The organism is Marinobacter sp. C7, assembly GCF_022343555.1.
Classification (GTDB): Bacteria; Pseudomonadota; Gammaproteobacteria; order Pseudomonadales; family Oleiphilaceae; genus Marinobacter.
Genome location: NZ_JAKQZH010000001.1, coordinates 2,010,715 through 2,025,732 on the forward strand (window position 1 = coordinate 2,010,715; position 15,018 = coordinate 2,025,732).

At 60.6% G+C, this 15,018-nt stretch carries 11 protein-coding genes; 3 read left to right on the forward strand and 8 right to left on the reverse strand.

The window, feature by feature from the left end; all coding sequences use genetic code 11:
• The 5 genes from hisC to purU form a co-directional block, all read right to left on the reverse strand.
• Entirely contained in the window at positions 1-1,125 is a 1,125-nt protein-coding gene (gene hisC, locus MD273_RS09265; RefSeq protein ID WP_239037447.1) for a histidinol-phosphate transaminase, read from the reverse strand.
• Between the two features lie 13 nt (positions 1,126-1,138).
• Positions 1,139-2,236 (reverse strand): prephenate dehydratase, encoded by a 1,098-nt coding sequence (gene pheA / locus MD273_RS09270; RefSeq protein WP_239037448.1) that lies wholly within the window; start codon positions 2,234-2,236, stop codon positions 1,139-1,141.
• 2 nt (positions 2,237-2,238) lie between these two features.
• On the reverse strand, positions 2,239-3,321 hold the full coding sequence (gene serC / locus MD273_RS09275; RefSeq protein ID WP_239037449.1) for a 3-phosphoserine/phosphohydroxythreonine transaminase: 1,083 nt from the start codon (positions 3,319-3,321) through the stop codon (positions 2,239-2,241).
• The gene (gyrA, locus tag MD273_RS09280) at positions 3,318-5,885 is read right to left on the reverse strand and encodes a DNA gyrase subunit A (protein WP_239037450.1); all 2,568 of its coding nucleotides are present in this window, start codon (positions 5,883-5,885) and stop codon (positions 3,318-3,320) included. Before gyrA ends, serC begins: the two co-directional genes overlap by 4 nt.
• A gap of 125 nt (positions 5,886-6,010) precedes the next feature.
• Positions 6,011-6,865 carry a formyltetrahydrofolate deformylase gene (gene purU, locus MD273_RS09285; RefSeq protein ID WP_239037451.1) on the reverse strand — a complete coding sequence of 285 codons (855 nt, stop codon included), beginning with the start codon at positions 6,863-6,865 and terminating at the stop codon, positions 6,011-6,013.
• A gap of 144 nt (positions 6,866-7,009) precedes the next feature.
• Between purU and ggt the strand changes: the two genes are divergently transcribed.
• Genes ggt through ftsH form a run of 3 tightly spaced genes read left to right on the forward strand, consistent with a single transcriptional unit; the run spans position 7,010 to position 10,909 of the window.
• Positions 7,010-8,713, forward strand: a complete 1,704-nt coding sequence (ggt, locus tag MD273_RS09290) for a gamma-glutamyltransferase (protein WP_239037452.1) — start codon at positions 7,010-7,012, stop codon at positions 8,711-8,713.
• Between the two features lie 43 nt (positions 8,714-8,756).
• On the forward strand, positions 8,757-9,005 hold the full coding sequence (locus tag MD273_RS09295) for a YkoF family thiamine/hydroxymethylpyrimidine-binding protein (RefSeq protein ID WP_239037453.1): 249 nt from the start codon (positions 8,757-8,759) through the stop codon (positions 9,003-9,005).
• Positions 9,002-10,909: an ATP-dependent zinc metalloprotease FtsH gene (gene ftsH / locus MD273_RS09300; RefSeq protein WP_239037454.1), complete on the forward strand. Its 1,908-nt coding sequence runs from the start codon at positions 9,002-9,004 to the stop codon at positions 10,907-10,909. Before MD273_RS09295 ends, ftsH begins: the two co-directional genes overlap by 4 nt.
• A 9-nt stretch (positions 10,910-10,918) precedes the next feature.
• On the opposite strand, the gene MD273_RS09305 is transcribed toward ftsH, so the two are convergent.
• The 3 genes from MD273_RS09305 to MD273_RS09315 are packed head-to-tail and all read right to left on the reverse strand — an operon-like array spanning position 10,919 to position 14,938.
• Complete coding sequence (locus MD273_RS09305; protein ID WP_239037455.1) at positions 10,919-11,644, reverse strand: ZIP family metal transporter; 726 nt, start codon at positions 11,642-11,644, stop codon at positions 10,919-10,921.
• 32 nt (positions 11,645-11,676) lie between these two features.
• Positions 11,677-12,540 carry a universal stress protein gene (locus MD273_RS09310; protein WP_239037456.1) on the reverse strand — a complete coding sequence of 288 codons (864 nt, stop codon included), beginning with the start codon at positions 12,538-12,540 and terminating at the stop codon, positions 11,677-11,679.
• Positions 12,533-14,938, reverse strand: a complete 2,406-nt coding sequence (locus MD273_RS09315; protein WP_239037457.1) for an AAA family ATPase — start codon at positions 14,936-14,938, stop codon at positions 12,533-12,535. The genes MD273_RS09310 and MD273_RS09315 overlap by 8 nt, the downstream gene beginning before the upstream one ends.
• Between the last annotated feature and the right edge of the window lie 80 nt (positions 14,939-15,018).

A 15,018-nucleotide genomic window follows, 5' to 3' on the forward strand; every position in this document is an offset into this window, starting at 1 on the left:
TCAGCCCCCTTCCCCGGCACCACTGAGTGCCTCGGCCAGCGCATCGAGGAACCGCTCATTTTCCCTGGGAAGGCCCACAGACACGCGCAGGTGTTCCGGCATACCGTAACCGGCAATCGGGCGGACAATCACACCGTGCTCAAGCAACGCATGGTAGATCGCCTGGGCCTGCTCCCCGACCTCTACCGCGATAAAATTGCCGGCCGAAGGAATATAGGGTAACCCCATGCGATCAAAGCCGTCCGCCAGCTGTTTCAGGCCGGCAGCGTTCACTTCACGGGACCGCTTGAGATAATCCTCATCGCCCAATACCGCTGTCGCCGCAGCCAGCGCAACCGTGTCCACGTTGAACGGCTGACGGACCCGGTTGAGGATATCCGCGATCTCGGGCGAGCTGATACTGTACCCCACCCGAAGGGCAGCCAGGCCCCAGGCCTTTGAGAAGGTTCGGCATACGATCAGGTTGGGGAAACGCTCAAGCAGTTCGAGACCATCCGGATACTCGGTTCCGGTGAGGTATTCACAGTACGCCTCATCCAGAACCACCAGCACGTTTTCGGGGATCTTCGCCAGGAAGCCCTCGATCGCATCGGCGGTGTGCACGGTACCTGTCGGATTATTCGGATTGGCAACGAAAACCAGCCGGGTGCGCTCAGTCACGGCGTCCGCCATGGCGTCGAGATCATGCCCCCAGTCCTTTGCCGGAACTGATACTCCTTTGGCGCCAATGGCCTGGGTCACCAGCGGGTAAACCGCAAAGGCATATTGCGAAAACACGACTTCGGAATCTTGATCCGCAAAACAGCGGGCAATCACTTCCAGAACATCGTTCGAGCCATTGCCCAGCGTGATCTGGTCCATCCGTACGCCAAACCGCTCGGACAGTCTCTGCTTGAGGTCAAAACCATTGCCATCCGGATACAGGCACAACTCTGACAGCGCGCCCCGGGCGGCAGCGAGCGCCTTTTCGCTGGGGCCCAGCGGGTTCTCGTTACTGGCCAGCTTGATGATTTCGGAGGGCTTCAAACCCAGTTCCCGGGCCAGCTCCTCGATGGGCTTGCCGGGCTGGTAGGGAGACAGGGCACGGACACCTTTGACCGCAAGACTCTGGTAATCGACTGCCATTCGAAGCCTCCTGTTACAAAACGCCTATGGGGTAGGATCCAAGCCGCTTGAGCTCTACCGCCTCTTCGTCCACTTCGGCCAGCACCTTGCGAACGGTCTCGTCCTCCATGTGCCCCTCGAAGTCGATATAGAACACATAGGCCCAGGTACCACTGGGCGACGGCCGCGTTTCGATCCGGGTCAGGCTGATGCCATGGCGGTGGAACGGCTCCAGCAACTGATAAAGGGCACCGGGTTTGTTGCGCATGGACACCAGGATTGAAGACTTGTCCTGACCACTTGCCGGAACCTCTTCCCGACCGATGATCAGGAACCGGGTGGTGTTGTCCGGGCGATCCTCGATGCTGTTGGCCAGCTTCTCCAGGCCATAGAGCTCAGCGGCCATATCCCCGGCGATCGCCGCGGTACCGGGCTCTTCGGCGGCCCGGCGGGCAGCTTCAGCGTTACTGGATACCGTCACCCGCTCAATGCCATAGCGGTGGGTATCGAGCCACTGCCGGCACTGGGCAAAAGACTGCTGATGGGAATAAATGCGGGTAATTTCCTGATCCTTGTGCTTCGGAGACACCAGCAAGTGGTGGTGAATCCGGAGCTGCACCTCGCCGCAAATCTTAAGCGGCGAGGACATGAACATGTCCAGGGTGTGATTGATCATGCCTTCGGTGGAATTCTCCACCGGCACCACGCCGTAATGGGCCGCGCCGGACTCCACCTCACGGAAGACAGCATCGATAGCCGGTAACGGAACACTGATTACGGAATGGCCGAAGTGCTTCAGTGCCGCCGCCTGGGTAAAGGTGCCGATCGGTCCCAGGAAAGCAATGTGCATTGGCTTTTCCAGCGCCAGGCAGGCAGACATGATTTCGCGGAACAGCCGCGCCATCTCTTCCGCCGGCAACGGCCCGGGATTATGGTCCTTGATGCGCCGTAACACCTGGGCCTCGCGCTCGGGACGGTAGAAAAACACGTCCTCGTCCGGGTTGGCTGCCATCTTCACATGGGCCACTTCCTGGGCACAGCGGGCCCGGGCACTGATGAGATCCATGATCTGCTGGTCAATGCTGTCGATTTCATCCCGGAGTTCGCCCAGACGGGTCTTCTCGTCCGTCATGATCAGCCACGCTCCTTAGCAAATTCCGCCATGTATTGAATCAGCGCATCAACGCCCGCTTCGGGCATGGCGTTGTATATGCTCGCGCGCATACCGCCAACAGAGCGGTGACCCTTGAGGTTTAGCAGGCCACGGGCGTCCGCGCCCTTGAGAAAGTCACCGTTCAGGGCATCGTCTGCCAGGGTGAACGGAACATTCATCCAGGAGCGGAAACGCGGGTCAATCGGGTTGGCGTAGAAATCGTTGGTATCGATGAAGTCATACAACTTCTTTGCCTTGCGGTGATTGATCTCGCCCATGGCTTTGACGCCGCCCTGCTCTTTCAGCCACTTGAAGACCAGCCCTGCCAGGTACCAGGAATAGGTAGCCGGGGTGTTGTACATGGAGCCGTTGTCCGCGATGACCTGGTAGTTCATCATCGTCGGAGTTTCCCTGCGGGCCTTGCCGAGCAGATCCTTGCGAATGATGACCACCACCAGGCCGGACGGGCCGATATTCTTCTGGGCGCCGGCGTAGATCAGTCCGAACCGGGACACATCCAGCGGGCGGGACAACATGGTGGAGGACATGTCCGCAACAAGAGGCACATCACCACTGTCCGGGATAAAGTCGAACTCCAGCCCGCCAATGGTCTCGTTCGGGGTGTAATGCAGATAAGCGGCATCCGGGCGGGTATCCCAGGTGGACTGCTCCGGTACCGTGGTAAAACCGCTATCCTCGGAACTGGCGACCACGTTCACATCACCGTAGCGTTTCGCTTCGGCAATTGCCTTCCTGGACCAGATTCCGGTGTTCACATAATCCGCAGAGCTCTTATCGCCGAGCAGGTTCAGAGGGATGGTAGAGAATTGACTGGAAGCTCCACCCTGCATGAAGAGTACGGCGTAATCGTCTGAAATTCCGGCCAATTCACGCAGATCTTTTTCGGCCGTTTCGGCAATGGCCACAAACTCGTCGCTGCGGTGACTCATTTCCATCACCGACATGCCGGTACCACGCCAGTCCAGCATTTCATCCCGGGCCTGTTTCAGCACGGGCTCCGGCAAGGTAGCCGGCCCCGCGCAAAAGTTGAACGCCCTGCTCATTCTTCGCTTTCCTCGCCTTCTATCTCTTCATCATCGGATTCTGCAATCCGCTCAACACCGACCAGGCGCTCGTCTTCCTGGGCCAGACGGATCAGGCGAACACCCTGGGTATTCCGGCTCAGGATGGAAACCTCATCGGTGCGGGTCCGCACCAGCGTGCCCTTGTCGGAAATCAGCATCATTTCGTCGCCATCGAACAGCTGGAGGGCGGTCACCAGATCACCGTTACGCTCGGAACACTGCATGGCGATAACGCCCTGGCTGCCCCGGCTGTAGGTGGGAAATTCCTCAATCGCGGTCCGCTTGCCGTAGCCGTGCTCACTGGCGGTCAGGATCACACCGCCCTCTTCCGGAATAATCAGGGATACCACATGCTGGCCTTCCGGCATCCGGATGCCGCGTACACCGCGGGCCGTCCGGCTCATGGGCCGCACCTGGTCCTCGGTGAAGCGCACCGCCTTGCCGGCGGTTGAGAACAGCATCACTTCCGCATCGCCCTTGGTAATGGCGGCGCCAACCAGGGTATCGCCCTCGTCGAGGTTCAGGGCAATCAGGCCGCTGCTGCGCGGACGGGAGAAGTTCGGCAGCGGGGTCTTCTTGACCACACCGTTGGAGGTGGCCATCAGCACAAACTGGTCTTCCGGGTAATCCCTCACCGGCAGGAAGGTGGTAATACGCTCACCCTCGTCCAGCGGCAGGATATTGACCATCGGCCGGCCACGGGAACCACGGCTGCCCCGGGGAATCTCGAACACCCGCAGCCAGTACACCTTGCCCCGGTTGGAGAAACACAGGATGGTGTCGTGGGAGTTCGCCACCAGCAGCTTCTCGATGAAGTCTTCATCTTTCATGGAGGTCGCAGCCTTGCCCCGGCCGCCACGGCGCTGGGCCTGGTAATCCTCGACGGCCTGGGTCTTGGCATAACCACCGTGGGAGATAGTGACCACCAGATCCTCTTCGTCGATCAGGTCGGCGATGGTCAGGTCGCGGCGGGAGCTGGTGATCTCGGTACGGCGCTCGTCACCGTAATCGTTCACGATCGCTTCCAGCTCTTCACGGATCACCTGCAGCAGGCGCTCCGGATCGCCCAGGATGTCGAGCAGATCGGCGATCTTCTCGAGGATTTCCTTGTACTCGTTCTGCAGCTTCTCGGTTTCCAGGCCAGTCAGACGGTGCAGACGGAGGTCCAGGATGGCCTGGGCCTGTTCCGGCGAGAGATGATACAGGCCTTCACGCAGACCGTAGATCTCCGGCAGGTCGTCCGGACGGCAGGCATCTTCGCCGGCACGCTCGAGCATGGCCAGCACATCGCCCGGCGCCCAGCCCTTGTCCATCAGCATTTCTTTGGCTTCGGCTGCAGTCGGGGACTGCTTGATCAGCTCGATGATCTCGTCGATGTTAGCCAGCGCAACGGTCAGGCCTTCGAGGATATGGCCACGCTCGCGGGCCTTGCGCAGCTCGTAGATGGTCCGGCGGGTTACCACCTCACGGCGGTGGCGCAGGAACGCATCCAGCATTTCTTTCAGGTTCAGGGTCTTCGGCTCGCCATTGATCAGGGCGACCATGTTGATACCGAACACGGTTTCCAGCTGGGTGTGGGCGAACAGGTTGTTGATCACCACGTCCGCGTTCTCGCCACGGCGCAGTTCGATCACAACCCGGATACCTTCCTTGTTGGACTCGTCCCGCAGCTCGGAAATGCCCTCGACCCGCTTTTCCTTCACCAGTTCGGCGATTTTCTCGATCAGGCGGGCCTTGTTCAGCTGGTACGGCAGCTCGGTGATCACGATGGTCTCGCGGCCGGTCTTCTTGTCCACCTCGATCTCGTGACGGGCACGGATATAGATTCGACCACGACCCGTGCGGTAGGCCTCGACGATACCGGCACGGCCGTTGATGATGCCCTGGGTCGGGAAATCAGGACCCGGGATGTACTCCATGAGCTCATCCACGGTCAGGTCTGAATTGTCGATCAGCGCCAGACAGCCGTTGACCACCTCGGTCAGGTTGTGGGGCGGGATGTTGGTGGCCATGCCCACGGCAATGCCGGAGGAGCCGTTCACCAGCAGGTTCGGCACCCGGGTCGGCAGCACATCGGGAATCCGCTCGGTGCCGTCGTAGTTGTCGACGTAATCAACGGTCTCCTTGTCCAGATCCGCCAGCAGGGAGTGGGCGATCTTCTCCATGCGAATCTCGGTGTAACGCATGGCTGCCGCGTTATCGCCGTCAATGGAACCGAAGTTGCCCTGGCCATCTACCAGCGGGTAGCGCAGGGAGAACGGCTGGGCCATACGCACGATGGTGTCGTATACCGCAGAGTCACCGTGGGGGTGGTATTTACCGATAACATCACCTACCACACGGGCAGACTTCTTGTAGGCCTTGTTCCAGTCATTGCCCAACTCGGACATGGCGAACAACACCCGGCGGTGCACCGGCTTGAGGCCGTCGCGCACATCCGGCAGGGCCCGGCCGACGATGACGCTCATGGCGTAATCGAGGTAGGACTGCTTCAACTCGTCTTCAATGTTTACCGGCAGGATCTCTTTGGCTAACTCACCCATCGAGAAAGGTTCCTTTGCGTTATCTGGAAGTCGTGCGGGAGCCGTTTCCGGGCCCCGTATTTATTCTTCAACAAGCCGCCAAGCATACCACAGTCCGCCCGCTCCCGGGCCAACGTGGTGCAGCCTTAATCAAACACCACGGTCTTGTTTTCGTAGGTAATCACCCGGTCCTCGACATGCGCCCGCAGGCCCCGGGCCAACACGTTCTTCTCCACATCCTTGCCCAGGCGAACCATGTCTTCGATGGAATCGCTGTGGTTGATGCGGATGACGTCCTGCTCGATGATCGGGCCCTCGTCGAGGTCCTGGGTCACGTAGTGGCAGGTGGCGCCAATCAGCTTCACACCGCGACTGTACGCCTGGTGGTACGGACGGGCACCCGCGAAGGACGGCAGGAAGCTGTGGTGGATATTGATCACCTTGCCGGCGTATTTCTCACACAACTCGGCCGGGAGGATTTGCATATAGCGGGCCAGGACCACCACATCGGTTTCGTACTTCTCGAACAGTTCCTCGATGTGGGCGAATGCCTCGGCCTTGTTCTCCTTGCTCACCGGCACGTGGTGATACGGGATTTCATGCCATTCCACCATGCGGCGCAAATCATCATGGTTGGAAATGACCGCGACGATCTCGGCGTTCAGCTCCTTGCTGTGCCAACGGTGCAGAAGATCCGCCAGGCAGTGGGATTCCTTGCTGCACATGAGGATCACCCGCTTTGGTCGCGCGGAATCGGCGATGTGCCAGTTCATGTTGAACTCGCGGGCAATGGGCTCGAATGCGGCACGGAACTGGTCCAGTCCGAACGGGATGGACTCGGCCTTGATCTCGTGACGCATGAAGAACCAGCCGGTATGAGTATCCGAATGGTGGCTCGCCTCGGTAATCCAGCCATTGTAGGTGGACAGGAAATTACTCACCTTGGCAACGATTCCGACCCGGTCCGGGCAGGAAATCACAAGACGATAGGTATGCTCCATGAAAGCCTTTCCTTAACTTGAATCCGGGAAAGCTGGTGCGACGGGGACCCCGGCGGAAAAACACAAGGCGGGCAATCGGTACGCACCATCAAAAATGACCGGCTATCATAGCCTATCTGAACGCCTAAAACGAGGAATGGACGCATGCGGACGATCGTGTTTTTAGTGCTGATGAGTTGCCTGCCCAGCGCCTGGGCACAGGCCATTATCGAAGGCGAGCGGTTTCACCCGGTCCAGGGCCAACACGGCATGGTCGCCACCAGTCACACCCTCGCCACGGAAGTGGCGCTGGAGGTACTCAGGAATGGCGGCAATGCCGTCGATGCCGCGGTCACGGCGGGCTTTGCGCTAGCCGTCACTCAGCCCCGCTCAGGCAACATCGGCGGTGGCGGTTTTATGCTTTTCTCTCCGGGCGACGGCAGTGCCCCCGAGGCTATCGACTACCGCGAGAAGGCGCCGGCGGCCGCCAGCGAAACCATGTTCCAGGATGAGAATGGCAACGTGGTCACCAACCGCAGCCGGTTTACCCACCTCGCCGCCGGCGTGCCGGGTACCGTGGCCGGCCTGGCACTGGCGCTGGAACGCCATGGCACGATCAGCCTTGAAGAGGCCCTGGCACCAGCGATCCGGCTGGCCCGGGAGGGCTTTATAGTGCCCCACCGGTTCACCGAAGGACTGGAGCAGGCAAAGGACCGGCTGCAGCGCTGGCCCGCGACGCTGGAAACCTTCTACAAGGAAGACGGCTCCGCCTGGCAGCCAGGAGAGCGTTTCCGTCAGCCCGAGCTGGCCGCCACCCTGCAGCGGATTGCCGATAACGGCGTCAGGGGCTTCTACGAGGGTGAAACCGCCCGCCTCATTGCCGAAGAAATGGAACGAAACGGAGGCCTGATCACCGAGCAGGACCTCCGGGATTATGAGCCAGCCATCCGCGAGCCAGTGCACGGCACCTATCGCGGCCATGACATCTATTCCATGTCGCCGCCCTCCTCCGGCGGCACCCACATCGTCCAGATCCTCAACATTCTCGAGGGCTACCCGATTTCGGACTGGGGCCACAACTCTGCCAGCACCATCCACCACATGGCCGAAGCCATGAAACTGGCCTACGCCGACCGTTCGCAATACCTCGGGGACACCGACTACGTAGACGTACCACTCGACGGCCTGACCAGCAAGGCTTACGCAGAGGGCTTGCGAGAGACGATCAAGCCGGATCAGGCCCGCCCCGCCAGCGAAATTGCCCCCGGCGAGCCCGCTGCCTACGAAAGCCCCGAGACCACCCACTTCTCGGTGGTCGATCGCTGGGGCAATGCGGTCTCCAACACCTACACCATCAATTTCAGCTACGGCTCGGGGATTACCGTGGCCGGCGCCGGGTTTCTGCTCAACAACGAGATGGACGACTTCAGCGCCAAGCCCGGCGTGCCCAACGCCTACGGCCTGATTGGCGGCGAAGCCAACAAGGTGGAAGCGGGCAAACGCATGCTCAGCTCCATGTCGCCCACCATCGTCCGCAGGGACGGCAGGAACTTCCTGGTCACCGGCAGCCCCGGCGGCTCCAGGATCATTACCACGACGTTGCAGGTGGTAATGAACGTGATCGACCATAATATGAACATACAGACAGCGGTCAGCGTGCCCCGGGTACACCATCAATGGCTGCCGGACGAGATCCGCATTGAACAGGGCGTCAGCCCCGACACCGTTCGGCGGCTTGAGGACAAGGGCCACACGGTGGTGGCCAAATCCGCCATGGGCGCCATTCAGAGCATCCTGATCGGGCCGGATGGTACGCTCTATGGAGGCGCTGATCCGCGCCGGAGCACCTCATCGGCCATGGGGTATTGAACGAAACCGATTGATCCGGGTCACTGATCCGAGAGGAGGTACCATGTATCTTTCAGTACAACTGAGCTGCTATCCGCTCAAGGATGACTACAAACAACCGATCTGGGATCTCATCGCCCGACTTGAACAATCCGGGCTGGAGGTGTATCCCGGACGTATGAGTACAGAAATTTTTGGCGAATACGACGAAGTCATGAAAGTGCTCTCGGATACCATGAAGTGGTCATTCGAGACCTACGGCAAGTCTGTGTTCGTCGCAAAAATCATGGAGGGCGACCGGAGGCCCAGATGACAGCACCACAGGGACCGGACCAGCAAAAACCGGACAACAACCAGCAGCCCGCGATTCCCAACCAGTTTGCCTTTCTCTGGTTAAGCGCGGCCATCTTCCTGATGGTGCTGTGGTTACAGGGCGGGGACCAACCACGCCAGCAGGAGCTTGCCTACTCCGAGTTCAAGACCGCGGTGGCCGAACGCCAGGTTGCTGAAGTCACCCTGAAATCAGAGGCGATCGTTGGCCTATTCAACGATCAGGGCATGACCGACTTCAGCAGTGAAAGCCCGGGCCCCCAACCGACGACCGGCTTCCATACGGTCCGCCCTCCCATGGAAGACCCGGAACTGCTGCCCCTCCTTGAGCAAAACAACGTCACCATCCGGGCCACCAGTTCGGAGCTTCCGTGGTGGCAACAACTGATCCAGGCATTCCTGCCATGGATTCTCCTGCTGGCCCTGATGTTCTGGTTCTGGGGCGCCGCCCAGCGGCGGATGACCCAGGGCGGCGGCCTGTTTGATTACGCCAAATCCAAGGCGCGTCGGGCCCGCCCTGAAACGTCCCGCACCACCCTGGACGACGTGGCCGGCATCGAATCGGCCAAACGGGAGATCACCGAGATTATCGATTTCCTGAAGGCCCCGGAACGGTTCCGTCGGCTCGGGGCGGTAATGCCCAAGGGCATACTGCTGGTTGGCCCGCCGGGCACAGGCAAAACCCTGCTGGCCCGGGCCATTGCCGGAGAAGCAGATGTGCCCTTCTTCAGCATCAGCGCCTCGGAATTCATCGAAATGTTTGTGGGCGTGGGCGCGGCACGGGTCCGCGACATGTTCCAGACAGCCCGCAAAGAGGCGCCCGCGCTGATCTTCATTGATGAACTGGACGCAGTCGGCCGCTCCCGTGGCACTGGCCTCGGCGGCGGCCATGATGAACGGGAGCAGACCCTTAATCAGATCCTGACCGAAATGGACGGGTTCGAGGAGCATGAGAACATTCTGGTACTGGCCGCCACCAACCGGCCGGACGTACTGGACACCGCCCTGCTCCGCCCCGGGCGCTTCGACCGCACGATTACCCTCGATCGCCCCCACAAGGATGCGCGGGAAGCCATTCTGAGCGTGCATGTCCGCAAGGTTCCGCTGGCAGACGATGTGAACCTGGCCGAAGTCGCCGCGCGGACCATCGGTTTCTCCGGCGCCGACCTCAAGAACCTCGTAAACGAGGCTGCCCTGACCGCAGTCCGCGAAAACAAGGACAAGATCGACGCCCAGTGCTTCGACGAGGCCCGGGACCGCCTTATCCTCGGGGAGGAACGGGACGCCCAGCTGACCCCGGAGGAAAAGCAGGCCGTCGCGTACCACGAAAGCGGCCATGCCATCATGGCCTACTTCATGCCGAAGGCGGACCCGCTCACCAAGATCACCATCATTCCCCACGGCATGGCCATGGGTGTGACCGAACAGACCCCGAAGGAAGACCGCTACACCTTCACAGAGAGCTATCTGAAAGATCGCATCAAGGTCATGCTTGGCGGCCGCTCGGCGGAAAAAATTGTCTACGGCGAGGTCAGTACCGGCGCCCAGAACGATCTCAAGGAAGCCACCAAACTGTTGCGCAAGATGATCGGTCAATGGGGTATGAGCGAGAAGCTCGGACCTCTGGGCCTGAGCATCGGTGAGGAGCACGTTTTCCTGGGCCGGGAGATGGGCGCACCACGGGAATTCAGCGAAAAGATGGCGGAGCTGATTGACGGCGAAATCCAGACCCAGCTCCTGGCGCTGGAAAAAGCCACGGTGGATTTCCTGACCGAACACCGGAACCACCTGGAGGCCCTGGCCAAGGCCCTGCTCAAGAAAGAAACCCTGTCCGCCGGGGAAATCGAGAAAATCCTCAACAAGGAAGGCGCCCGCAAGATCGCCTGAGGTTCACCCTCAGGCGTGCGCGACCAGCATCTCGCTGAACAGGGCAAGACAGAATCCGAGCACGGCGCCGAGTGGCGGCCCCCAGTGCCGGTCCAGCCGGGACTGGGGCGCAATATCCTGAAAGATCAGGTACAGGATCCCACCGGAAGCGAAGAGCATGATCGCCCCCAGGATTGCCTGCTGATCGGACAGCACAAAGTAGCCAAGCAGACCGGCCACGGGGCCCGTCACGATCAGAGAACTCATGAACCCAAGCGTCTTCCGCGAGGTATAGCCCGGCTGATTGCAGAGTTCACGATAGGCGTTGAAGCCCTCCGGCAGATTCTGCAGGGCAATCAGTGCCGCAAGGAGAGCCGCCATGCCGGGGCTGACGACAATCAGGCCGCCGAGAGCCGTCGCTTCGGGAATGTAGTCGAGCATCAATCCGGTTAGCTGCGGAGCCTCGCGGCGCCTGAGGCCCAGCACCCGCTCAACGGCAAAAAACGACAGCCCGCCCAACAGGATAACGGGAATACTCCATAACGAATCCTGCATGCTGGCACGCCCCTCCGGCACCAGCACCACAGCGACCGCTCCCAGCAGAATGCCTCCACCAAAGGCAATCAGGAAGTGACGAAACTCCTGTTCAAGCCAGTTTGGCCTGATGTGTTCAAAGCTGGCCAGCAGCCCACCGGCGGGAATACAGGCACCTGCGGCGGCCGTCAGTACAACGATATAGACAACATCCAGAAACATCCGGAACCAACGATTCTAAAAGAATGAGTGAGTCAGGGCGTCACAGTGACCGGCAGGTTCAGTTCCACCAGTAACCGATCGGCACCCTGTTCGTCGAAAACACTGCACTGGCGGCTGACAACGAGTTCAGCCGGGGCTTCCCGGCGGAGTATCCTGGCCACCTCTGCCGCACTGGCTCGGGGAATGAGCCGGACCCGCGCACCGGCACCCCGGGCGATCAGCTGCTCCTCGATCGCCTTGACCACCTCCGGACCATTGTCCCGGTTACTGCGCACCAACACCGTCAGGGGCTGGTGACGACGCCTGGCCTGTTCGATACCGACAGCCAGCGCCCTGTGATTGGCGCCCTGGTCGTCGTTGAGAAGAACAACCACGCCGTGTCCGGGCCGGCGCTGAAGCTCCGCCCAGAGCAAGACATCACCCGGCGCCCGGCGAATAAGCCCCCTGGCCGTCGATCCGAGGCGGGATCCGGGCGCAGCCGACCAACCGACGCGCCCCATCACCACCAGATCCTCGGGGCCAGCCAGACTGAGAACCTCCTCAATCACGCGCCCCCGGCACAACTTCAATGCCTGGCGCAGGCCCCGACTGGCCACCGCGCGCTGCAACGATCTGCGCGCCTGCTCCTGAAGCGCGCGCATCCGCATTTCGAGCATGGCCGAATCCAGTGGACGCGCGGCGCCCGAACTTGCGCCAATCTCACGGGCAAAGTCAAAGCCCGAACAACGCAGCAGATTCACTTCCTCCACAAACACGCCAAGGATGTCATTCCCCCGCAGCGCGGCAATGTCAGCCGCGGCCTCCAGTGCGGCCAGACTGAGTCGGGAGCCGTCCAGAAGCACCAGTACGCGACCGGGACCGGATTCATCCGGAACAGATTGGGGCTGATCAGTCATCGCTATCCTTGCCTCCCTCTCCGTTACCGTTGTCCTTGTCACCGTTCCGCTTCTTGCCCACCTCTGCAAAGGCGGCGAGGCGATCCTGCACTTTCCGGTTGAAGCTGCCCTCGGGGTAGTCGCCATTTTCATCAGCAACGCCGGCTTCCATGCCAGTGAGCAACTCGATTGCTTCATTGATGTCCGAGATCGGATAGATCGTGAACCGGCCCTCCGCCATGGCGTCCCTGACATCCGCTCTGAGCATCAAATGCTCTACGTTGCTCTCCGGCAGCAGGACGCCCTGGCTACCCAGGCCACCGGAATCCCGGCAGACATTGAAAAAGCCCTCGATTTTCTCGTTGACTCCGCCCACGGCCTGAACCTCGCCGTGCTGGTTCATGGAACCGGTTACAGCAAAACTCTGCTTCAGCGGCACCCCGGCGATAGCGGACAGCAGGACACAGGTTTCCGCAATGGACGCCGAATCGCCTTCTACACCGCCATAGGATTGTTCAAACGCCAGACTGGCCGAGAGCGATAACTCCTCATCTCCGGCATAGCGGCTGGCCAGGAACCGGGACAGGATCATCACTGCCTTGCTATGGATCGGGCCACCCAACTTGGCTTCCCGCTCGATATCCACCACCTGGCCCTTGCCCGGCCGGGCAGTCGCGGTAATCCGGGTGGGCTGGCCGAACATGGAGGCACCCAGCCGAAGTACGGATAAACCGTTCACCTGCCCCACTTCCTCGCCGCTGGTGGCGATCTTCACAATGCCCCGGGTGATTTGCTCCATGCTGCGCTCACGAACCCGGCTGGCCCGATACTCACGTTCATCGATCGCATGCTGGATATGGTCAGCTGCGATGAGCTCTGTCCCTGCCTGTCCGGCCCAGTAGTCCGCCTCGCTCATCAGATCCCTGAGCACGCGGTCATGGGCGGTGAGCTTGCGCTGGTCACTGGCCAGCCGGCTGGCATGCTCGATCAGCCGGGCCACACCATCCCGCGTCAACGGTCGCGCTTTAACGCCCCTGGCCATGGTGGCGATCATGCGGGCATAGAGGCTGTAGCAGTCCGCGTCGCGATCAAGGTCATCCTCGAAATCCGCTTCCACCTTGAACAGGTCCAGGAAGTCAGGGTCGTAATGGGATAGGAGGTAGTAGAGCGTTCGGTCACCAAGAATAACCACCTTGACCGACACCGGAATGGGTTCCGGCTGCAGACTGGTGGTGCTGACCAGGCCGTAGAGCCGCTCAAGGGATTCGATGCGGATTTCACCCGAGAACAGGATTCGTTTGAGGCTCTCCCAGGCCATGGGCTGAGTCAGGACACGGCGGGCATCAAGGATCAGGTACCCGCCGCTGGCCCGGTGCATGGCTCCCCCCTTGATCAGGGTGAAATCCGTATACAGCGTACCCTGGCGCGCCCGGTGCTCGATCTGGCCAGTCAGGTGCTGGTGGTTGGGCAAATCTTCATAAATCACCGGAGCGCCCTGCGTCTCGGCGTTGTCCACCAGCAGGTTGACCTTGTAGCGAACCAGCAAGCCGGCCGGCGGACCGCTCTCGCCGTCCTGGAAGGCTTCGGCATGTTCGACCACATCCTCCCGGACAGCATCCAGGTGCGCCACCACATCGGGGAGGTGTGACCACTTCTCGCGCAGTTCGCCTATCGGGCCGCCCAACGTAATCTGCACCATCTCTTCATTCAGGGCATGCACCCGCTCGCGCACCTCCTTTCGTAGCTTGGGAATCTGCTGGATGGTCTGCTGGAGCTTCTTCTGCAACTCCTCCACCTTCGATTCGACCAGCTGTTTTTCTTCATCGGAGAACTTCTTGTATTCCTCGGGATCGATCACCTCACCGTCGCGCATGGGGGCAAAGGTGAAACCGGCCGGCGTGGTGATCATGGCTATGTTGTTACGGTTGGCCTCTTCCTGGATATCGAACAACCCCTGGTGCTGGCGCTTGGCCATCTCCTCCTGCAATTCCTGGATTCTGGACTGGTACTCTTCGCTCTCGAACGTGGCCGGGACGGCCGTACGCAGCTCGTCTGCAAAACCCGCCATGTCCGTGCGGAATTCACGCCCCTGACCGGCAGGAAAGCGCAGTGCCTTCGGGCGGTCCGAGTTCTTGAAGTTATAGACATGGCACCAGTCCGGCGGCACTTCCTTTTCACCGGAATGCTTGCTCAGAAACCGCTCCACCAGCTCTTGCTTCCCGGCGCCCGACGGCCCGAGGACAAACAGGTTGAACCCCTTCGCCTGCATACTGGCGCCGAACTCCAGTGCCCTCAGCACCCGTTCCTGACCGCAGGGCAGCTCGAGATCCTCCAGAGTCTCCGTGGTCTCGAAATCCAGCTTTTCCAGCGGGCAACGATGGTAAACCTGATCAATGTTCAGTGGTGCGGGTACTGTCATCGACTACTCCTTCAGAGGGGACGCACTTGGCAATACGGAATGATGGGTGACTGAAAGGATAGACCACGGGAAAACGATGG